The following is a 22,022-nucleotide window of genomic DNA, read 5'->3' as shown; positions in this document are numbered from 1 at the left end:
TCGGTGAGGGTGCGGATGGGACGGTGTGGGGTGAGGGTGCGGGGATGCTGGTGTTGGAGCGTCTTTCCGATGCCCGCCGTAACAATCACCCGGTTTTGGCGGTGGTGCGGGGGAGTGCGGTCAATCAGGATGGTGCGTCGAATGGGTTGACGGCGCCGAATGGTCCGTCCCAGCAGCGTGTGATCCGCCAGGCGTTGCGGAGTGCGGGGGTGGAGGCCGCGGATGTGGATGTGGTCGAGGCACACGGCACAGGCACGGCGCTGGGGGATCCGATCGAGGCGCAGGCGTTGCTGGCGACCTATGGTCAGGGGCGTGGTGCCGATGGGCCGTTGTGGTTGGGTTCGGTGAAGTCGAATCTTGGGCATACGCAGGCGGCCGCGGGTGCGGCCGGTGTGATCAAGATGGTGCTGGCGATGCAGCGGGAGTGTCTGCCCGCGACGTTGCATGTGGATCGGCCGTCGTCGCATGTGGACTGGGAGGCCGGTCAGGTCAGGCTGTTGACCGGGTCCCGGCCGTGGCCGCGTGGTGAGCGGCCCAGGCGGGCCGGTGTCTCCGCGTTCGGGATCAGCGGCACCAACGCCCACGTCATCCTCGAAGAAGCCCCCGAGCCGGAGCGGCCCGAGCGGCCCGGCACCGACGAGCCGCTCCCGCTCGTTCCGTGGGTCCTGTCGGCCCACCGGCCGGAGTCGCTGGCGCGGCAGGCCGGCCGTCTGGGCTCCGCGCTCACCGACGACCTCTCCGCGCATGACATCGGCCACTCGCTGGCCACCACCCGCGCGGCCCTGACCCACCGCGCCGTCGTCCTGGGACCGGACACACCGACGATGGCCGCTGCCCTCACGTCTTACGCAACCGGTACGCCCACCCCGCACATCGTCAGCGGCACCCTCACCGAGGGCGGCACGGCGTGGCTGTTCACCGGGCAGGGCAGCCAGCGCCCGGGAATGGGGCGGGAGTTGTACGGCCGGTTCCCTGTGTTCGCCAGGACCTTCGACGAGGTGTGCGCCCACCTCGACGGGGAGTTCGAGGGCGCCGCCGGCTTCACGAAGGGCGTACGGGACGCGGTGTTCGCGCCGGAGGGCTCGGCGGAGGCCGCGCTGCTGGACCGTACGGGCTATGCGCAGGCGGCGCTGTTCGCCGTACAGGTGTCTCTGGTGGAACTGCTGCGCTCGTGGGGGACCGTGCCCGACTGCGTGGTCGGTCACTCAGTGGGCGAGTTTGCGGCTGCGTATGCGGCCGGGGTGTTCGAATTGCCGGACGCCGTACGGCTGGTTGCCGCTCGTGCCCGGTTGATGCAGGCCCTCCCGGAGGGCGGGGCGATGGCGGCGATCGAGGCCACCGAGGAGGAGGTTGCCGAGGCGCTGCACCCGGGCGTCACGCTGGCCGCCGTGAACGGGCCGCGGTCCGTGGTCGTGTCGGGCGCGGAGGGCGCCGTCGAGGCCGTGGTCGCCGACTTCCGGGAGCGGGGGCGCAGGGTGTCCCGGCTGCGGGTCAGCCACGCCTTCCACTCGCCGCTGATGAAACCGGTTCTTGACGACTTCGCCGCCGTGGCCGACGGCATCGCCTACCGCATGCCGGCCGTGCCCGCCGTCAGCTCCGTCACCGGGAAGGCTCTGCGGGAGGGCGACTGGGCCACCGCCCGCTACTGGGTGGATCAGATCGTCGAGCCCGTGCGCTTCCACGACGCGCTCACCACCGCCACCGGTGCGCAGGGAGCCGGCAGGCTCCTGGAGATCGGCCCCGACCCGGTCCTCTCCGCGCAGGCGCCCGTCGGGACCGCCGTCGCCGTCAGTGTGCTGCGCCGCGACCGGGCGGAGGTCGCCGCGCTGTTCACCGCCCTCGCCGAGGTCTTCGTCCACGGCACGGACGTCGACTGGGGTGCCCTGTTCGCCGGGACCGGCGCGCGCCGGGTCGACCTGCCGACGTATGCCTTCCGGCGTCGTAGGTACTGGCTGCCCGACCGTATCGGCGAGAACGGCGCGATGAGCTTCCTCGGACTCTCGGGGCCGCCGCGCGAGTTCGCCCCGCACGTCGAGCCCGCGGTCCTGTCCACCCCCACCGACCGTCTTCGCTCGCTGTCCCCGGCCGAGCGCGAGAGTGCCGTCCTGGAACTCGTCGTCGCCGAGGTGGCCCGGGTCCTCGGACACACCGACACCGGTGAGGTCGTTGTCACGCAGCGGTTCTTCGAACTCGGCTTCACCTCCCTGTCGCTCGGCGACCTCCGCAACCGGGTGGGCCGGGCGTGCGGTGTCCAGTTGCCGACCTCCGCCCTGTACGAGCACGCCACACCGCGTGCCCTCGCCGCGCACATCAGCGGTGAACTGGCCGGCGGGGACGGGCAGTCCACCGCGCCCACAGACTCCGTGACCGCGCTGGTGCGTCACGCCTTCGAGCGGCAGCAGTACGACAGGGGACTGGACGTGCTGCACCTCGCGGCCGCGATGCGGCCCGGGTTCGGCCTGCCGGACACGCCGCCCCGCGGGGCCGCCGAGCTGGACGCGCGTCCCGGCGCGACGACCCCGGGGCCCCGGCCGGTCCGGCTCGCCACCGGCACCGAGGGCGAGGCCCTGCTGTGCCTGCCGTCCCTGGTCGCGCCCGCCACCGCCTACCAGTACTCCCGGTTCGCGGCCGCCCTGCACGGCACCCGCGATGTCTGGGTGCTGCCCGCACCGGGCTACGCGCCGGGCGAGCCGCTGCCCGACAGCGCCGAAGCCGCCGCCGCCCGGCAGACGGACGCCGTCCTCACGGCCTTGGGGGACAAGCCGCTCACCCTCGTCGGCTACTCCTCCGGCGGCTGGCAGGCCCACCTCCTGGCCGCCGCGCTGACCCGGGCCGGCGCACCCCCGCGCGCCCTGGTGCTGCTCGACTCGCCGGAGACGCCCGACGAGAACCTCGCGCTCCCCATGGTCGCCACCTCCTGCCGGCTCATGCGGGACTTCCCCGACGTCCCGGTCGGCGCCGACCAGCTCACCGCGACCGCCCACTACGGCCGCCTGTTCACCCGGTGGCGGCCCGCGCCCGCCGACGACGCGCCGCGGACCCTGTTCGTGGCCGCCGCCGAACACGACCCCGCCCTGCTGCTGGGCGCCGACCGGCCCGCCTGGCCGCTGCCGCACGAGCAGGTGGAGGTCCCCGGCAACCATGTCAGCCTGCTGGAAGGGGACGCGGACACCACCGCGCGGGCCGTCCACGACTGGCTGCTGGAGCGCTGAACACGCCGAGGGCCGCCGCGCGGTGTGCGCGGCGGCCCTCGGGGTTCGACCGGCCGACCGGTCCTGGGCCGGCAGCCGGTGCCGGTTCGATCAGTCGTCGAGCAGGCGGATCGGGTCCTCCTGCTCGTACCAGCCCAGGAACGGCGGGCACAGGCCCCAGCCCAGCAGCCGCTGGAGCTCCTCCGGGTACTCACGGACGATCTCCCGGGGCACGGCCAGATACTGGTTCTCCTCCTGGCGCAGATTGCCCCGCACCAGCGCGAGCGTGAGGCCCGTGCGCGCGTCGTCGGCGAGGTTCGCGCCGCCGCCGTGGAACAGACCGCCCACCCAGATCAGACAGGACCCCGGCGCCATCTCCGCCTGCACCGCCTCCTCCGGGCGCGGCGCACGCTCGGCCTCCCACAGGTGACTGCCCGGGTAGACGATCGTCGCCCCGTTCTCCTCGGTGAACTCGCTCATCGCCAGCATGATCTGCACCCGGTTCGTCGGTCCGGGGCTGGGCAGCAGGTGCGCGATGTCGTCGCGGTGCGGCGGCTGCGCGGTCTCGCCGGGCCAGATCTGGATCACCTGGGTGATGCTGACCTGGACGTTTGGGGCGAGATCGGTGCGCGTGCGGCCGAACCAGTTTGTCGAGGGCCGCTCGATCAGGTCCCGGGCGGCGCCCAGATACAGCGGGTCGAGCGCGATCCGCTCCATGTGCCGGGAGCGGGCGAACAGCGAGCTGAGCCGCTTGGTGCGCTGGCCGGTGAAGGAACTGTCCCCGTAGCCGGTGGCGTCGAGCGCGGGGCCGAGGTCGCCCCACAGTCCCTTCAGGGTCGTCTCGTCGACGAGGTCCTCGACGATCAGCCCGCCGTCGCGTTCCAGGACGGCGGTGACGTCGGACAGCGGGGCGGTTGCGGGAAGCCGGGTCAGATCTGCGGGCATGCGGAATCCTGGTTCTGTCGGTTTCGGTCGGCGATGCGGCCGGTCGGCGGGACGGTCACCAGCGCACCGGCAGTTCGGCGAGCCCGTACAGCACGCCGGCGTCCTTGGGGCGCAGGTCCTCGACGGCACAGTCGAGCCGGATCCCGGGCAGTCGCTCGAAGAGGACGCGGTAGGCCAGTTCCATCTCCACGCGCACGAGATGCTGGCCCAGGCACTTGTGCCGCCCGTGCCCGAAGGCGACGTGGCCCTGCGCCGAGCGTCCCGGGTCGAAGGCGTGCGGGCAGGCGAACTTGCCCTCGTCGAAGTTGGCGGCGGCCACCAGCGGTGCCACGCCCTCGCCCGCCCTGATGAGCTGGCCGCCGATCTCCAGGTCCGCCACGGCCACCCGCAGCGGCACCAGATCGGCGACGGAGTAGTACCGCAGCAACTCGTCCACGATCCCCGGGTCGCCGATCCACTCCGGATGCGTCATGAGGGGGACCGCGCCCAGGGCGATGTTGTTGGCGGTGGTCTCCTGGCCCGCGATCAGCAACAGCAGGGCCGCTCCGCCGACCTCCATCGGCGCCAGCTCCCCGGAGGCGATCATGGTGCTGATCAGGTCGTCGCCGGGCCGGTGCCGCTTGATGGTGACCATCCGGCCCAGGTAGCGCAGGAGTTCCGTCGTCGCCTTGTCCCGCTCCTCGTCGGTGGCGGCCAGGGTGACGAGGAGCGCGATACGGGACTCGAAGAACGCCCGGTCGGCGTTGGGCACGCCCAGCAGCTCGCAGATCACCAGCGACGGAATGGGCACCGCGTAGTCGGCCACCAGATCGGCCGAGTTGCCCTTGGCGGCCAGCGACTCCGCACAGTCCTCGACGACCTGCTGGATCCGGGGGCGCAGTTCCCTCATCCGCCGTGCGGTGAAGTCCTGCATCAGGATCTTGCGGTATCGGTCGTGCTCGGGCGGGTCGAGGGTGGCGAACCAGCCGGGAATCTGGGTCTGCGCGGGCGGCCCACCCGTACGGCCCGGGGTGGGGAAGCCCTCGTTGCGGGAGTCCGAGCTCAGGTGCGGGTGGAGCAGGGCCTGACGTACGTCCTCGAACCGGGTCAGCAGCCAGACCCGCTGGCCGCCCGGCATCATCGACCACACCAGCCCGTCCCGCTCGCGTATCTCGGCGTAACCGGGGGGTGGGAAGGGCTCGCCGGGCCGGCGGAACGGGAAGTCGACCTGCCGCGCGGCGTCGTCCCTCATGTCTGTCGCTGTCACGTGGCGTCCCCTCTCACCGGGAGGTGCACCGGGACATCCGGACCCCGGTGCGAGACGAAGGATGGGCCGCCGGCGGCGGGCAAATCCCTAGTCCTGGCACGAGATCCGAAGGCCCGGTACAGCCCGGTACACGATCGGGGGTCCTGCCGGGATCCTCCGCTACCACCGCACCGGCAGTTCGGCGGGCCCTCCGACGAGCCGCCCAGCGCTGGTGACGAGCCGCTCGTGCGAGACCGCCGGCCGCAGCTCCGGCATGCGCCCGAACAGCGCGCCGAACGCCTCCGCCAGCTCGATCCGGGCGAGTGAGGCGCCGAGGCAGTGCCAGATCCCGTGCCCGAACGACAGATGCGGGTTCGGCGTACGGCCCGGATCGAACTCTTCGGCCTGCTCGAAGACACGCTCGTCGTGGTTGGCCAGCGCGAAGTCCAGCAGCACCAGGTCGCCGGCCCGGATCGTCACCCCGCCGATGTCGATGTCGGCGGCGGCGTACCGGGGCAGGACGGACCCGGACTGCTTGCCGTTGCGCAGGATCTCCTCCACGAGCGCCGCCATCACCGCCGGATCGTCGAGCGCGGCCCGCAGCCGCTCCGGGTGGCGGGTGAGCAGTACGACGCCCAGGGTGATGAAGCTCGCGACGCTCTCCAGCCCCGCCATCAGCAGGGTCGCGGCGAGCGCGGCGGCCTGCTCCGTGGGGACGCCTGCGGTGACGAGCCGGGTCAGGACGTCGTCCTGCGGTGCGGCCCGCTTGGCCTCGGCGAGCGCGCCGAACAGCGCGAAGAGGGGGCCAGGCCCCGGCGCGGCCGCCCCGTCCGTCCCGACCCGCCCGATCTCGGCGAGCAGCCGCGCCGCGTGCTCCCGCTCCTCGGCGGGCACGCCGATCAGCTCGTGCAGGATGCTCAGCGAGTACGGCAGCGCGAAGTGCCGGTGCAGATCGGTGGGTTGTTCACGGTTGGCGAAGTCGTCGGCGAGCGCCTGCGCGGCGGCCGCCACGTGGGGGCGCAGTGCCTGCATACGGCGTGCCGCGAACTGCGGGCCGAGCAGGGCGCGGACCTGGCGGTGCATCTCCCGCGCGGTGTCGGCGTCGTCGATGATCAGCATCTCCACGAGGGGGCTGTCGACGTACTTGGGCGCGGTGGCGGGAGTGGGGTGGAAGCGGCCCAGCCGCTCGTCGTGCAGGAGCGCCTTCGTCTCGGCGTGCCGGGTGACCAGCCAGGCCTCGTGACCGGCGGGCGTGCGCACGCGGCAGACGGCTGCCTCGTCGCGCAGCGCCCGCAGCGGGCTGGGGGCCAACACGGGGCGCGCGTCGGTGTCGAGCGCGTGTAACGGCGGTGTGTGCGACATGCGCCCGAGCGTGACGCCCTGCCACTGGCGAATTCCCGAGAATTCGGCACCGTTTGGGCCCGGGAGTCCGGAGCCGGCCTCGCGGACCGCTCGTGTGTAGTGCACCACACTCGAATGTGACTCCCGCTCACTTTCTCCGCCGTGGATGTCCGAAGCATCGAACAAGGTTGCTCTCCCGTGGGCGCTCTGACCGGCGGCGGGGCACGGGCAGCCGGCCCCGAGTTGGCGATCGTGAATGCGCGAAGGGCGCTATGTGTCGTGCGCGACCGGATCGTGCGCGGCTGAGGGGCACCCCGTTGGATGCCTATGATCAGACAAGAAAAGGTCGTTCGGTTTGTGCTTTCCGCCAACTCCTCTGCTGGCGGGGGCAGTACAGGAGACTCGGTGGCATTAACGTCCGGTCTGAAGGCGGAAGACGAGCCTGTGCTGGTCGGCCGGGACCTGGAACTCGCCCTGATCCGTGAGCACCTCCACGGCGCGGGTGACGGACGCGCGGTCCTGCTCCGCGGGCCCGCCGGCATCGGAAAGACCCGGCTGATGTCCGCCGCGCTCGCCGAACCGGGCACCGACGCCCGCGTCCTCACCGTCAAGTGCCAGGAGAGCGGCGGCGCCGCCTACGAGGCCGTACGCACCCTGTTCGCGCCGCTCGGCCTCACCGACGGCGACCCGGCCCGCCATCCGCTGCTCGCCGGCAGCGCCGCACTCGCCGGCAGCGCCGCACTCGCCCTGCCCGCCCTCACGGCGGACGGCGCCCCCGACGGCCAGCCGGCCGACATGTACGGCGTCATGCACGGCCTGTACTGGCTCACCGCCTCCCTCGCCGCCGAGCGGCCCCTGATCCTCGCTGTCGACGACCTCCAGTGGTGCGACGAGGCGTCGCTGCGCTGGCTCGGCTTCCTGCTGCGCCGGGCCGAGGGCCTGCCGGTCGCCCTGCTCCTGACGATGCGCACCGAGGTCGAGCCCGCACGCCTCGACGTGCTGGACGAGATGGCCGACGTCGCCTCCTGCCTCACCGTCGACGTCGAGCCGCTCACCGACGACGCCGTGCGCGCCATGCTCACCGCGGCCCTCACCGTCACGCCCGACGCGTCCGTCGTCGAACGCTGCATGGAACTCACCGGCGGCACTCCGTTCCTGGTCCAGCTGGTCGTCCGCGAGCTGAGGGAACGCGCCCCGGACGCCGGGCTGGACGCCGACGCGCTCCGTGACGGCCTCGGGCAGGGCGCGGTGGCCCGCTTCTACCTCGACCGGCTCGGCCCCGACCGGCTCGCCGTCGCGAAGGCGCTCGCGATCCTGGAGTCCGACGACATCGAACCCGTCGCCGCCCTCGCCGGCACCACCCCCGGCCCTGCCGCCGGCGCCGTCGACGCCCTGCGCGCCGCTGGACTGCTGCGCCCCGACTCCCTCAACTACCGCCACGACCTCATGCGCCAGGCCGTCCTCGACGCGACCCCGGCCGAGGAACGCCTCGCGCTGCGCGAGCGCGCCGCCCGCCTGCTCAACGACTCCGGGCGCCCCAGCGACCAGGTCGCCGCCCAGCTGATGCACCTGCCCGAGGTGCCCGAGCCCTGGATGGTCACCGTGCTGCGGTCCGCCGCGCTCGGCGCCGAGCAGCGCGGCGCCCCCGCCACGGCCGGCCAGTACCTCTCCCGAGCCCTGCGGCACGACCTCGACGACATCGAGCTGCTGTCCGCCTCGGCCCGGGTCCTCGCCCACTCCGACCACCCCACCGCGCTCAGCCGGCTGGAACACGCGCTGTCCCTCGCCACCGACCCGCGTCTGCGCTGCCGTCTCGTCCTGCAGTACGTCATCACCTCCCTCGGCGTCCAGAACTCGCTGCGTGCCTTCGAGTTGGTGCGCGAGACGCTGCCCATGGTCGAGTCCGAACTCGGCGACTCCCCGGAGGAACAGGCGCTGCGCACCCTCGTCGAGGCGATGGCACTGGTCTCCGGACTCGACGAGAAGTCCACCGTGCGCCGCGTCAGCGAGCGGTTCCGCGACCATGTGCCGCCGCCCGGCGAGACCGCCGAGGAGCGCCTGCTGCTCGGCATGCTGTGCGCGCTCGGCACCCTGGAGGGCCGCCCCGCCGCCGAGCTGGTCCCGGCCGCCGAACGGGTTCTTCGGGTCGGGGATGTGTCACTGGGCGGCTGGGGTGCCCTCGGCGCCAGCCTCACCCTCTATCTCGCCGACGAGATCAAGCCCGTCGAGTTCGTGCTCACCGCCCTGCTGGAGCACGCCCAAAAGCGCGGCCAGGCCTGGAACAGCGCCCTCGCCTCCAACACCCGCGCCCAGGTGCACATGTGGACCGGCAACATCGCGCAGGCCCTGGTGGACGCGCAGCTCGCCTTCGACCTCGTCCACCGCGACCTGCATGTGAAGAGCGCCGTCGGCCCGCACTGCACCCTCGCGGACGTCCTCGTCCTGCGGGGCGACGCCGGCCGCGCCGAGGAGGTGCTCGACCTGATCAGGCGGCCCCGCCTGGACCAGTTCACGCTGGAGTCGCACACCTACATGATGAGCCGGGCCCGGACCCGTGCCGCGCTCGGCGACCTGGAAGGCGCCCTCGGCCACCTCGTGCGCTGCGGTGACAGCCTTGCCGAGGCGGGCATCGGCAACCCCGTCCTCGCCCCCTGGTGGTACGACGCCGCGCAACTGCTCGCCGAACTGGGCCGGCACGGCGAGGGACGCGACGTCGTCGACCGTGTGGCACCGGCCGTGGGGCGCTGGGGCACACCCCGCGCCCTGGGCATGCTCGCCCTCGCCCGCGGTGTCCTCACCCCCGGCGACACCGGCATCGACGAACTGACCGAGGCCGCCCGTCTCCTCGACGACAGCCCGGGCCGCCTGGAGCACGCCCGCGCCGAGTATCTGCTCGGCCGGCGGCTGCTGGAGCGCGGCGACGCCGAGAGCGCGCGCGAACGGCTGCGCCGCTCCATCGACATCGCCGTGATCTGCGGCGACCGGCTGCTCCTCGACCAGGCCGTGCCCGCCCTCGGCGCGGCAGGCGGACGGCTGCGACGCGGCACCGAGTCACCCACCGACGCGCTGAGCGGAAGCGAACGCCAGGTCGCCGAACGGGCCGCGGCCGGAGCCACCAACCGGGAGATCGCCGAGGCCCTGTTCCTCACCCAGCGCACCGTGGAGTTCCATCTCACCAGCGTGTACCGCAAGCTCGGCATCCGGGGGCGCGGCGAACTGGCGGCGGTGCTCGCCGCGGAACGCAGACCCGTCGGCTGACGCCGGCCGTCTTCCCCGCAGCGCCGGAAGTTTAGGGTTTTGCAGGTAGCGCGCTGCGTTCAATGAGGAGTGACGGCGGGCCGGTTGCCGCCCCGCACGGACGAAAGCCTCTGAAAGGGACGCCCATGTCGCGTATCGCCGACGACGCCACCACGGCGTGGATCCGTCGCTACCACCCCTCGACCGGCAGCTCCGCAAGACTGGTCTGCTTTCCGCACGCGGGCGGTTCGGCCAGCTTCTTCCACCCGGTGTCGGTGCGCTTCGCGCCGGAGGTCGACGTGGTCGCGCTCCAGTACCCGGGGCGCCAGGACCGGCGTACGGAGCCGTGCGTCGAGGACATCGGCAAGCTGGCGGATCTGCTGTGCGAGGAGATCCGCGAGCTGAGCGAGAAGCCGACGGTGTTCTTCGGCCACAGCATGGGCGCCGTCCTGGCCTTCGAGACGGCGCTGCGGCTGGAGGAACTCGGCGCCAATCCGCCGCGCGCGGTCATCGCCTCGGGTCGGCGCGCCCCGTCCTCCCACCGGGACGAGCGGGTGCACCAGAAGGACGACGCCGGGGTGATCACCGAGCTGCGGCTGCTCAACGGCACCGACGCGGCCGTGTTCGGCGACGACGAGCTGATGCGGATGGCGCTGCCCGCGATCCGGGGCGACTACCGGGCCATCGAGACCTACACCTGCCCGACCGGGCGCCGGCTGCGCGCAGCGCTGACCGTCCTGACGGGCGACGCCGACCCGCGTACCAGCCTCGCGGAGGCCGAGGCCTGGCGCGACCACACCGAGGGCGCCTTCCGTATGCGGGCCTTCTCCGGCGGCCACTTCTTCCTCACCGGGCATCTGAACGAGGTGTACGCCGAGATCGGCGCGGAACTCGACGGCGCCCGGACGACCGAGGCCTGACAAAGCCCGTGGGCCCCACCGCGGGGAAACGGTGGGGCCCACGAAACCTTCGGATACTCGCGGTCAGTCGGAGACGAACTCCGGGCGCACCCGCGGCGGCCACTGACCGACGGCGAAGACACCCAGGGAGTAGCTCTTCGATATCAGCGCCGGCCGGTTGGTCACCTTCATCTTCCGCAGCAGCGACGAGACGTGGTATTCCACTCCGCCGCGGCTGAGGAAGAGTTTCGTGGCCAGCTGGACCGTCGACTCACCCGACGCCACACCTTCCAGAATGCGGGCGTGCATCGGACTGAACAGTTTGCGCCGTGCGTTGGCGATCTGCGGACCGTTCGCGGATTCCTCCGGGTCGACCATCACCAGGATGCGGTCGACCCGGCCGACTCCACTTCGTACGGCGATTCCGGTCATCTCTCCGCGGAATACGGCGTCCTGCGCGCCCACCGCCACCAAGTGATCGGCGAACCGCGGGCTCTGACCGTCCGCCAGCCGGATCAACTCGTTCTTCAGCTTGCCCTGCACACTGGGGTGCAGGAGATCACAGAAGTCCTTTCCCGTACCCTGTCCCGGGGTCCAATCGAATTGACGGGCGAAGGATCGGTTGGCCTCCATTATCCGGAATTCCAGATCAAGATTCGCGATGCAAACGATGGACTGCTCGAAAAGCGCCAAATAGCTGTCGCGATACGGTTCCGGAGACCAGTTCCGCGGTGTGTCGGGGAGGATCTCGGCGGAGTCCAGGCCTGCGTTCTTCATGGGGGGTGGGCCACTCTCTCTCAGCGCTCATGACCAGTGGTGCATCCCGCAGCGGGGAGTGTTCCTTCACCCATGACATTGCCATCGAATGAAAATACATGTCAAGGCATACAGGGTTCGCCGGCCCCTATTTGCCGCTAAGACTGCGGTGCCCGCCGACGGTGGTTCGGTGCGCATTGCGGTCCCGCCTGCGGGCGCTTTCCGAGTACCGTTCGGTAACCTGCGAATGTGAGGTGCAGGTGACGCTGGAGTCGGTACTTGCCCATGTCAGCGGGGGTGTCCGGGGCGGGGGTGGGGCGTCGGGGTGTGCGGCGGTGAAGGTCGTGCAAATTCGACGGACATTGTGTTGCATGAATCCCATGAACACAATGAACAAAACTCCTCGCAGCTCTGCGGCATGGCTGCGGTGCCCCCTGGGCAGACTAGCCGGTTCCGTCCATTCCCATGGCCCCGGCCAGCTGCTCCCGGCCGGAAATACGGAATTTTCGGTAGGAGCTCGTGAGGTGTCTTTCCACGGCCCGTAGACTCGTTTCGAGTTCCTCCGCGATCTCCCTATTGCTGAGACCGCGGGCCGCGCGTTCCGCCACCCGCGTCTCGGCCGGAGTGAGTCCGGCCGCGAGTGCCCGCGCCGGGCGGGTGGTGGTGCCGTGCCCTGTGCCGGCCGGCACGTTCAGCAATTCGGCGGCCAGTCGGCGCCCACGTCTGAGCAGGCTGTCGCCCTCCGGGACCGACTCCTGCTGAAGACGCCTGCCCAGTTCCGTCAGGGCATGGGCCGACTCCAGGCGGCTGCCGTCCGTGTCGACCGTGGCGACGGCCTGCCGCAGCAACTCGACGCCCGGCGCGCCGTCGGTGACGACACCGAGCAGGCGCAGCGCGCGGCTCAGAGTGGTCGGCGCTCCCCAGCGAAGGGCGTGTTCGTAATGGGTGCGCGCCACCGCGAGGGCCTGGGCTCTGCGGCCCATCCGGTGCTGGACCAACGCGGCCCGCACCTGCCAATGGGCGAACGCCGGATTCACCCAGCCGGCGCGCTCCAGGACGCCACCGCAGTCCAGATAGTGCGCGAGCGCCACCGGCAGATCCCCCCGGGCCTCGGCCAGCATGCCGTTGAGCGCCCCGTGCAGGGCGAACAGCCGCAGGTCGGTGGGGGGTTCGGCGGGATCGAGCTGCTGCCCGGCGAGTTCGGCGTCGTCCGTTTCGAGAGCGACGAAGCCCAGGAGGAGGCTGGACTGCACCCGGTCCCGGGGCGCCGCACCCTCGCCCAGCGCGAGCGCGCGGTCGCCGCACTCCCGGGCCAGACCGACCTCGCCCCGCGCCAGTTGGGTGAGACCCCGCACCGCCTCGATCCGGGACAGCGTCGCGCGGTTGCCCTCCTGCGCGGCGTGCAGGCGCGCGGCGTCCAGCCAGGGCGCGGCGATGTGCGGGCTGTCCGTGCAGTAGAGCACCGGGGGAAGCAGTTCGAGCGCCAGGCCCGACAGGGGGCTGTGCGCGGGCTCCTCCTCCAGGACCTGCCGGGCCATGCGGGCGACGGTGCGGTGGTCGGTCTGTCCGCCCATGGCCGCCGTGAACACGAGGACGGTGCGCAGTTCGCGTTCGGCCGCCGAGGCGCCGTAGCGCCGCTCGTCGAGTTCGTGCAGCCGGCGCGCCGCCGACATCACCAGGCCGGGGTCCTCCAGACCGGCGTACCGGGCCCGGGCCTCCAGCCGCATCGCGAGATACCCGCCCTGCCGGTCGGACTCCCGCGGCGTGCCGAGACCGGCGGCCGTCTCCCGGACGAGGGCGGCGACCTCGGGATCGCTGCGCACGATGTCCATCGGCGTGCTGGAGACGACCTCGGCGCGGCGCCGCAGCCGGGGCATGAGCCGCGCGGCCTGCACGAAGTGGCGGCCCGCGACCGGGGACCTCAGATCCAGTTCGGTGACCCCGAGTTCGTACAGCAACTCGGCACGCACATGGCTGGCGGCCGGGACATCGACGAGGGCCCGGCTGAGATAGCGCACGGCGGTCTCGGGCGCGCCCCGGCGACGGGCCGCGGCCGCCGCCGCGCGCAGCTGGTGGATCTCCCACGGGTCGCCCAGCCGGTCGACGTGCAGCAGCGGCACGGCGACCTCCTCCGGTCCGGCACCGGACGCGTCCAGCAAGGAGGACGCCTCACGGTGGCGGCGGGAGCTCTCCTCGTCCCCCATCGCCTGGAGTACGACGGCGCAGGCCGCGCGCAGATGGGCGGCCGGGCCCTGGCCGACGGCCGGGGGCCACACATGCGCGAGGACCTCGCGGGCCTCCTCGCACTGCCGCAGGCTCAGCCCCGCCAGCTGCGCGACGAGGTCGTCGGTGGCCTGCTCGGCGAGCACGGCGGTGGCCTTGAGGAAGGCGTCCAGGACGGGTTCGCGGCGCAGCAGCGACAGCAGCCGCTCGCGGCGCAGCGACTCGCCGAGCCCGCGCAGTCGCTGCGTGTGCCAGTGCGGTGCGCCCAGCCGCCTGAGCCGGGCCCGGTCGCACAGCACCCTCAGATCCTTGGGTCGGCCGCCGGTGACGTCGTGACAGGTCCGGCCGAACTCCTCGGGGCAGCCCGGCCCGAGGTGACGGGTCACCAGTTCCGCCGTGGCACGGCGCGACAGGCCGCGGGCGCGGACCCGGTGGGTGGTGGTCGCGGCGATCTCGCCGACGAGCGCGCTGGACGCGCCGAGGCCGTCCTTGCGGACCACGGCCAGCAGCAGGCGCAGCCCGTCGAGGCGGGCGGCGAGGTGGGCGAGCGCCTCCAGCGAGGCGTCGTCGACCCAGCCCAGGTCGTCGACGGCGACGACCACGGTCCGCTCGGCGCTCAGTCCGGCGAACAGGATGTGCAGCCAGTGGAGCGTGTCGGCGCGGACGGCGGCGCCGCTCTCGCCGCCCGGCCCCGCGTGGCCGGTGCCGGGGGCGATGGGCGGCGGGGCGGTCAGCGGCGGGGCGAGCAGGTCGCGTTCGGCGATGAGCGGGAGCACGAGCTGGCGCAGCACACCGAAGGGGACGGTGCGTTCGCCGGGGGTTCCGGTGGAGCGCAGCACCAGGGCACCGGCCGCCGTCGCCCGGTCGGCCAGCCGGTTCAGCAGGGCCGTGGTGCCGGCGCCGGCACCGCCCTCGACGAGGACGAGGACCCCGGTGCCCGACCGGGCGTGGGCCACCGCCTCGTCCAGGACGGCCAGCTCCTTCTCGCGCTCCAGCAGCATGGATCAGGCGTCCTCCTGCCGGGCTCGCAGGTGGGCGACGAGGGCGGCGCGCCCCTTGACGCCCAGCTTGCGATAGACGTTCGTGAGCCGTAGCTCGACGGTGCGGGTGGCCAGGCCCAGCCGCCGGGAGATCTCGCGGTTGGCCAGTCCCTCGACGACGAGGGCGGCCACGTCGCGCTCGGAGGGAGTCAGGAGGTCCGGCTCCGGGGCGGTCTCGTCGGGTGCCGCAGGGGGTCTGTCACAGCCGGGCGTCCAGGGGATGTCGACGCCGTGCCGGGCCAGCGCCTCGTGGGTGCGGACGCGCAGTGCGGTGAAGGCGTCCACCGTTCCCCAACGCTCCGCGACGTCAAGCTCCTTGGCGAGCAGCTCGTTCGCCGTGGCGGGGGCGCCGAGGTGATGGTGGGCGACGGCCGCGGCGCTGCGCCACGGGATGAGCATGGGGTTGCGCCAGCGCTTGGCGTGCAGCACCCGGCCGCACTCCTCCAGCAGCAGCAGGGCCCGGGCGGCGTCCCCGTCGATGAGGGCGAGTTCGGCGCGGGCGTACAGCAGGAAGGCCGTGGTGACGCTGTGGCCCTCGGGCCGGCTCCGGGCCCGCTCCGAGGCGCGCCGGGCCTCGTCCACGCGGTCGCAGCGCACGAGGGCCAGGATCTCGGCGGCGGCGAGCCGGGGTGCGAGGAGGCTGTGCCACGAGGCGGGCGGGAGGGCACGCGTGGCGGCGGTCAGACGGCGCAGGGCCGCCTCGCCGCGGCCATGGCGCACTTCGGTCTCGGCACGGCTGAGCAGGGCCTGGGCGGCGGCCGCGACGGCGTTGTCGCGGTGGGCATCCGCGGCGACGGCGTCCAGGCGGTCGAGGGCGGTGGATACGTCGTCCGCGCACAGCAGGGCACGGGCCGCGGCTATGCGGCACATGTAGGGGACGGACGCGGGCTCGTCCAGTGCCGCGCGGGCGAGTTCCAGAGTGTGGGCCCGGTCCTCGCCGCGGGTGGCGAGGGTCCAGGCGAGCACGGCGGACTCGGCCGGGTGTCCGGGGCGGTCGGAGTGCAGGGGCGGTGGGGCGACGAGCGGCAGGCCCCCCTTCTCCTTGTGGGCGAGCCGGCCCAGGGCACGCAGCGGACGCAGCTCGTCGTCGGGGATCTTGGTGAGGGCCCGCTGGTGCACGTCGGCGATCACCCAGCGGGCGGTCTCGGCGTCGCCGCGCCCGAGCAGCAGATCGGCGGCGTGGAGCACATGCGGCCAGGTCGCGCGGCTGAGGTGGCGCAGCATCACCTGGCGGAGCCGGCCGTCCGAGGCCTGCGGGGCGGTCACGGTCTCGGCGGCGGCCAGCCGGATCAGGCGCCCGGCCCGCTCGGCCTCTGTGACCGGCTCGCCCAGCGAGTGCCGCAGGGTCGCGGTCGTGAGGTCGGCGGTCTGCCGCGGACGGGCGGAGGCGGTGTCCGAGGCGGTCCAGGGGCGCACGAGGGCGGTGACATCGCCGAGCAACTCGGCGACGGTGCCGACGCGGGAGCCTTCCTGACCGTTCAGCGAGGCGGCGCGACGGCGCAGACGGTCACGCTCGGGCCCGGTCATGCCCGCCACGACGTCATCGGCGAACCAGGCGTGGCGCAGCCGGGGAGTGTCGGTGTCGGCGAGCAGCCCGCAGGCCCGCAGGGCGTCCACGGCGTCGGCGAAGGCGGTGGCGTCGAGGCCGGCCAGGGCCGCGAGCCGGGCCGGCTCCGCCTGGTGTCCGGCGACGGCCGTGGCGCGCAGCAGCGCGACGACGTTCTTGGGCAGGCCGTGGATGGTGGTGAGGGCACGGCCTGCCCAAGTGGTGCGGGCGGCGGCGATGAGCTGAGGTACGGCGTCGGTGTCCAGCGGGCGGCCGAGGGCGGTGATCCGGTCGGCGACGGCGTGCAGGACGGCGGGGGACCAGCCGGCGACGCCGGCCACCGTGAGCACGGACCGCGGTACCGGGTGGCCGACGCGGGACTCGACCAGCCCGCGCGCCTCGGCGGTGGTGAGCGGGTCGAGGCGCACGATGTGCGCGGGGCAGCGGACCGCGGGCTCTGCTCCGGCCGCTTCGAGGACCTGCCGGACGGGCAGGGGGGAGGTGACGACGGCGAGGACGGCGCCCTGACGGGCCAGGTGGATGAGGTCGACGAGCCGGCGCAGCGAGTGGGGGTCGGCGAGGTGCACATCGTCGACGGCCAGCAGCACGGGCCGTCCGGCCGACAGCGTCAGAAGCGTGTCGCACATGCGGGCGACGGTGTCCGTGGGCCGGCTGGCGGGACCGATGCCGGAGGCGAGGGCACCGATCCGGGACGGACCGCACAGAGTGCCCAGCAGTTGTGTGATGGTGCCGTAGGGGAGCTGGGACTCGCGCGGGGAGCAGCGGGCGACACCGACGGCGAGACCGGCGGCCCGGGCCCGGTCGACGGCTCGTTCGAGCACGGCGCTGCGGCCGGAGCCGACGGGGCCGGTGATGACAGCGGCATCGGAGACACCGTCCTGCAGCCGGTGCACCAGTCCGTCGAGGGTGTCGAGTGCGGCCTGCCGGCCGACGAGTTGAGCGGGGACGAAAGCGGGGATGGTGGTCATGGGCGACCCTGAGGGGTCGCGGCACGCACACCGTGGGGGGCGGTGGGGGGTTGGGCGAGCCGCGGACGGTTTCGCATGCGCACCTCTCGTCTGATGACTGTCGGGTGACCTGCTCTTCCTTCGAATCGGAGATTAGCGAGCATCCAACCGCCATTACACGTTTCCCGAGGGATCCCTGAGCTTTTTTTGAGGTTACCGAGGAATCAACACGCGTTGATAAGTGGGCGGCACGGCCAGGAGCGCGTTCGTTGAATCCCGCGACGGCCGGTCGGCGTTCCTTCTCGTCAACCGGCCTGATCAGGCCAGGCACTTGGTTCTGCCCGGCCATCGCCGGGCCATCTGCGAGAAACTGGCCGGTAACGCGGGTGAACACTTGATTCCCGCGCCGGGGGTCATAGTTGGCCTTCATCCGTACCCAGCTTCGGAAAAACGAATCAACCAGCTCAGGCATGGATTCCTGACAGCCTTTCAGTTGACTTGTATTCGAATTTCCCGGCAACTGGCTCGCCCCCGCAGGGGCCGTCCCTCGGGCCTCAGCCGTCGGCGCCCCGAACGTTGAACACGCGACATGTGGCGCCCTGTGGGAAAAGATGCGCGCTTTGTGACCGTGTGGTGCTCTTGGTTGTGGAGGCTATGGCTGACCCCAGAGGAGATGGTGATATGCCTTCCATTGACAAGGCGATCCAGGACACGACCACCGTGCGGACCGGCCTCGAAGCGGCACTCGACCCCGCAGAACCCGACGGCGTCTTCCGTGACAGCCGCGAGTGCGGCGCTCTGGCGCTGCTCTCCGCAGACACCAAGCTGCTGCTGTCGCCGCCGACCCCTCGCCCGAAGAAGGGCTAGCGGACCGAACGGGAGCGACTGAATGGAGCAGTCAGGCACTTCGGCCCTCTTGCAGGGCGCTGTGCAGGACCTTGCGTCCGACGTGGTCTCCGCCCTTCGGGGTGGAGACCACGTGCGCATGTCCGGCACCGAGACAATGGACGACGTCGAAGCGGGCCTCGCCCTCGCCGCCGTCAGGGTGTTGGGAGCGGATCTGCTGCTCCCGCACGTTCTCTTCCCGACTCCGCCCGCACCGGAGGCACTTGCCGTCTTCCGCAGGACGGTGGAGGCCTTCCCGCCACGCCCGGACGCGGCACCCACCGTCAGGTGGAGCCACTGGGCCATGCGCCGCACACTGCTGCGGCTCGACACAGCTCTCGACGGCCCGCCCGCCGGAGCCGAGGACACCGAACCGGACGCCGGCTGGCTCGACGACGCGCCGTGGCAGACGCTGACCCACCAACTCGCCGTCCTGGCCCCCCTCGCCGTCCCCGGCGAGGACAGCGGCGTGGCCCGGGCGGCCCGGCGCCGCCCGGTCGACGTGGCCCGGGGCTTCGTACGGGCCGTACGCCGCAGGGACTGGCAGCAGGCGGCCGGAGCCGGACGCTGGCTGACCCTGTTCGACGGGGTCCCGGACACCCTCGGCCTCGAAACCGGCCTCGACTTCGTGGAGTTGATGGGCGGCACCGACCCCCGGGTGACCCTCCAGGTACAGGCGGCGCGGGTCATGCGGGCGGCCGGAGCGCTCGTATGACCACGATGGGCGTCAGGGAGATCAGGGAGGTGGGGACCGCCGCGTTCGCCTGGCTGGCCGCACACCGCGGCGACTTCGCGCTGGACGAGGACGCGCTCAGCGCGGACGGCCATGTGGACGCCACCTGGAAACCGCTCGGGGAACTCGCCCAGACCTGTCACAGCGTACGGACCCACCTGGCGCCGTCGGACCCGCTGCATGTGTGCGCCTCGGACCTGCTGCGGTTCGCCTGGCAGCAGACCGGCCGGGGCGAACTATTCGTACGGCTCCAGCGGTTGGAGCCCTTCGCCACGTACCCACTGGAGGTGTACTCCGTCTTCGCCGCGGCCGGACTGCGGCACTCCGGGTACGAGGCCGCCGCCGCCACAACGGCCCGTACCCGGGGCTGGCGGTTCACCGAACAGGAGCCCACCCGCCGGCTCGGCGTCCTGAAGGCCGAGCGGCGCAGCGGCATCGACCGGCCGGACGAGTCCGGGCCGGTGCTGCGGAGCACCTGGCTGGGCGGACTGCCGGAGCCCTGGACCTTCGAGCGCTCCTCGGGGTACGCCCTCACCCACGTCGTCTTCCACCTCACCGACTGGGGCCGTGATCCCGCGGGCGTCCCCGCGGACCTGGCCGCCTACCTGGCCCATTGGCTGCCGTCCTGGCTCGACAGCTGCCTGGACGCCGGAATGTGGGATCTGAGCTGCGAGTTGCTGGTCGTGGCCGCGAGCCTGCCGGACCCACCCGGCCGGGCGACCCTCCAGCACGCCTGGACCCGGATCGCGCGGGCCCAGCACGACTCCGGCGCGCTCCCGCAGGAGGCCACCCGCGACGACGCCGGAGCGGAGCCGGACTTCCTGCACTGCTACCACTCCACCCTGATGGCCGCCTTCGCGGCGGCACAGACCGTCAAGCGCCTCACGGGCGAACCCGGCGAACACCCCGACGGCCACGGATCGCGCGCGGGAAGCACGTCAACCCGCCGCAGCGGACAAGGAGTGCCCGGATGACCGACACCCGTCTGATGCACACCGTCGGCGTCCGCGCCCTGGAGTGGCTGTGGGCCCACCGCGACGGATTCCGCCTGGAGCCCGACGTCGATCCCGAAGTGGGCTTCCTGGAGCGCTTCAAGCCCGTAGGTGAACTGGCCCTGATCTGCCGGGTGCTGTTCCGCGAGGGCGTCGCCGGCTCCCGGCAGGCCGACCTCGCGCGCCGGCTCCTCGACCACACCTGGCGGCACACCCTGGACGGCGGCCGCATGCTGGTGCGCGGCCAGCGCATCGAGCCGATGTCGCCCATCCCCTTCGAGGTGTACCTCCCGTACAAGGAACTCGGCTACAGCGAGCCCGAGGTGGAGCGCGCCACCGTCCTCTACCACCGGCTCGAAAGCTGGTCGGCGCTCGAACTGGACCCGACCCGGCGGCTGGGACTGGCCGCGTTCCAGCGCCGCTTCGGCCTCACCCCCCGCCCGCCCGAGGCGGACCTCGTCGCTCCCACCTGGCTGGCCCGGACCCCCGAACCCTGGACGGTCGGCGGGCACATCGCCTACGACGTCACCCACACGGTGTTCCACCTCACCGACTGGGGCGAGCACCCCGAGGGCCTGCCGCCGGACATCGCCGACTACCTCGCCACCTGGCTGCCGGTGTGGATCGACGACTGGCTGGACCTGAAACGCTGGGACCTGCTCGGCGAACTCCTCGTCGTCGACGCCTGTCTGCCCCGGCCCACCCTGGACGAACGGGCCTGGGCGGGCTTCGCCGCCGCACAGCAGCCCAACGGGGCCATGCCCGCCGTACGGGCGATGCCCGAGGGCGAGCCGGACGAGGTGTTCGACATGGTCTACCACCCGACGCTGGTCGCGGCGTTCGCGTCCGTGCTGGCCATGTCCCGCGCCCTCACCGAGCTGACGCACGCGGCCTCATGACCGGCGGACCCACGCTGTGGCCCGGTGCCGCCGACGACACGGACCACGAACCCGCGGGCGACGTCCCCGGCGGTGACGAGGCGCTGCGGGAGCGGCTGGCCGCCGCCGTGGACGCCATCGACGCACCCGACGTCGTCTTCGCCGTCTCGCGGTCCGGCCGCCGCTTCCTGCGCTGCGGTGGCACCGCCCCGCACCCGCCGGTCCCCCGGCAGGACCTGCGGTACGAGATCGGCTCGGCCTCGAAGGCGTTCACCGGACTGCTGCTGGCCCAGCTCATCCGGCGGGGCCTGCTGACCGGCGGCGAGCGGGCCGTCGCCTGCCTCGCGCCGGGCCGACGGACCGAGGCGGACCCGGTGACGCTCGCCCACCTCGTCACGCACACGGCCGGACTGCCGACCCTGCCCGCCGACTTCTACCTGCGGGCGCTGCCCGCCTGGCGCACCAATCCGTACGGCAGTTATCCGGCCGAGCGGGTGACCGGCGCCTTCCTGCGCCACCGCCCGCGGCATCGGCCCGGCACCCGGTGGCAGTACTCCAACTTCGGCGTCGCCGTGCTCGGTCACGCCGTCGCCGCGGCAGCCGGCACACCGTGGGCGGAACTGCTCGGCGCACATGTGCTGCGTCCGCTCGGCCTGAGCGGCACCGCCCTGCGGGCGGAGGACCCGAAGGCCGACGCCGTCGGACACGCCAAGGACGGGCGCACGCCCACGCTCGGCTTCGACGCCGGGGGATTCGAGGCGGCCGGCGCCGTCCGCGCCACACCGCACGATCTGCTCACGTTCCTGGAAGCCCACCTCTACCCGGCCGCCTCCCCGCTGGCCGGAGCGCTGCGGGCGGTGCGCACACCCGTGCTGCGACGCGGGCACGGGCACCGGCATGTGCACACGGTGGCGTGGTTCCGGCATCCCACGAACGGCGGCCCGATGTACTTCCACAGCGGGGCGACCCTCGGCCAGCAGGCCTTCCTGGGCTTCAGGCCCGACACCGGCACGGCCCTGGTCGCGCTGTGCACCCGCCGTTTCCGTGCCCGCGACGCCTTCGTCGCCACCGCGTACTCGTTCCTCGCGGACGACCAGCAGCCTTGAGACGCGGGGGAGGCGGACGGTGCGGGGCCGCGCCCCGCACCGGAAGCCGTACGACTT

14 protein-coding genes are annotated in these 22,022 nt (G+C 72.7%); 8 read left to right on the top strand and 6 right to left on the bottom strand.

Annotated features, from left to right (window positions below):
- On the top strand, positions 1–3,212 hold a 3,212-nt coding region (locus tag ACZ7NC_RS39170; RefSeq protein ID WP_471495916.1), incomplete at its 5' end, for a type I polyketide synthase.
- A 90-nt stretch (positions 3,213–3,302) separates the two neighbouring features.
- Here ACZ7NC_RS39170 and ACZ7NC_RS39165 read toward each other — a convergent pair.
- From ACZ7NC_RS39165 to ACZ7NC_RS39155, 3 genes are all read right to left on the bottom strand, one after another.
- Complete coding sequence (locus ACZ7NC_RS39165) at positions 3,303–4,136, bottom strand: phytanoyl-CoA dioxygenase family protein (RefSeq protein WP_471495914.1); 834 nt, start codon at positions 4,134–4,136, stop codon at positions 3,303–3,305.
- Between the two features lie 55 nt (positions 4,137–4,191).
- Positions 4,192–5,382 carry a cytochrome P450 gene (locus tag ACZ7NC_RS39160; RefSeq protein WP_471495912.1) on the bottom strand — a complete coding sequence of 397 codons (1,191 nt, stop codon included), beginning with the start codon at positions 5,380–5,382 and terminating at the stop codon, positions 4,192–4,194.
- A gap of 159 nt (positions 5,383–5,541) precedes the next feature.
- Complete coding sequence (locus ACZ7NC_RS39155; protein WP_471495910.1) at positions 5,542–6,723, bottom strand: cytochrome P450; 1,182 nt, start codon at positions 6,721–6,723, stop codon at positions 5,542–5,544.
- A 384-nt stretch (positions 6,724–7,107) separates the two neighbouring features.
- Here ACZ7NC_RS39155 and ACZ7NC_RS39150 point away from each other — a divergent pair, with 384 nt between their 5' ends.
- Complete coding sequence (locus ACZ7NC_RS39150; protein WP_471495908.1) at positions 7,108–9,960, top strand: ATP-binding protein; 2,853 nt, start codon at positions 7,108–7,110, stop codon at positions 9,958–9,960.
- A gap of 125 nt (positions 9,961–10,085) precedes the next feature.
- Positions 10,086–10,859 carry a thioesterase II family protein gene (locus ACZ7NC_RS39145; RefSeq protein ID WP_471495906.1) on the top strand — a complete coding sequence of 258 codons (774 nt, stop codon included), beginning with the start codon at positions 10,086–10,088 and terminating at the stop codon, positions 10,857–10,859.
- A 63-nt stretch (positions 10,860–10,922) separates the two neighbouring features.
- Here ACZ7NC_RS39145 and ACZ7NC_RS39140 read toward each other — a convergent pair whose 3' ends face one another.
- From ACZ7NC_RS39140 to ACZ7NC_RS39130, 3 genes are all read right to left on the bottom strand, one after another.
- On the bottom strand, positions 10,923–11,615 hold the full coding sequence (locus tag ACZ7NC_RS39140) for a LuxR C-terminal-related transcriptional regulator (protein WP_471495904.1): 693 nt from the start codon (positions 11,613–11,615) through the stop codon (positions 10,923–10,925).
- Between the two features lie 422 nt (positions 11,616–12,037).
- Positions 12,038–14,818 (bottom strand): AAA family ATPase, encoded by a 2,781-nt coding sequence (locus ACZ7NC_RS39135; protein WP_471495902.1) that lies wholly within the window; start codon positions 14,816–14,818, stop codon positions 12,038–12,040.
- Between the two features lie 3 nt (positions 14,819–14,821).
- Positions 14,822–17,392 carry an AAA family ATPase gene (locus ACZ7NC_RS39130; RefSeq protein ID WP_471495900.1) on the bottom strand — a complete coding sequence of 857 codons (2,571 nt, stop codon included), beginning with the start codon at positions 17,390–17,392 and terminating at the stop codon, positions 14,822–14,824.
- Between the two features lie 660 nt (positions 17,393–18,052).
- Between ACZ7NC_RS39130 and ACZ7NC_RS39125 the strand changes: the two genes are divergently transcribed.
- The 5 genes from ACZ7NC_RS39125 to ACZ7NC_RS39105 are packed head-to-tail and all read left to right on the top strand — an operon-like array spanning position 18,053 to position 21,965.
- Positions 18,053–18,238, top strand: coding sequence for a hypothetical protein (locus ACZ7NC_RS39125; protein WP_471495898.1), 186 nt, complete (start codon positions 18,053–18,055; stop codon positions 18,236–18,238).
- A 22-nt stretch (positions 18,239–18,260) separates the two neighbouring features.
- Positions 18,261–18,971, top strand: coding sequence for a hypothetical protein (locus ACZ7NC_RS39120; RefSeq protein WP_471495896.1), 711 nt, complete (start codon positions 18,261–18,263; stop codon positions 18,969–18,971).
- Positions 18,968–19,963, top strand: a complete 996-nt coding sequence (locus ACZ7NC_RS39115; protein WP_471495894.1) for a DUF6895 family protein — start codon at positions 18,968–18,970, stop codon at positions 19,961–19,963. Before ACZ7NC_RS39120 ends, ACZ7NC_RS39115 begins: the two co-directional genes overlap by 4 nt.
- Complete coding sequence (locus ACZ7NC_RS39110; RefSeq protein ID WP_471495892.1) at positions 19,960–20,880, top strand: DUF6895 family protein; 921 nt, start codon at positions 19,960–19,962, stop codon at positions 20,878–20,880. The genes ACZ7NC_RS39115 and ACZ7NC_RS39110 overlap by 4 nt, the downstream gene beginning before the upstream one ends.
- Complete coding sequence (locus ACZ7NC_RS39105; RefSeq protein ID WP_471495890.1) at positions 20,877–21,965, top strand: serine hydrolase domain-containing protein; 1,089 nt, start codon at positions 20,877–20,879, stop codon at positions 21,963–21,965. Before ACZ7NC_RS39110 ends, ACZ7NC_RS39105 begins: the two co-directional genes overlap by 4 nt.
- The last annotated feature ends 57 nt before the right edge of the window (positions 21,966–22,022 follow it).

The organism is Streptomyces sp. NPDC111802 (assembly GCF_055634335.1).
This window is presented reverse-complemented; position numbering and strand designations above follow the sequence as displayed.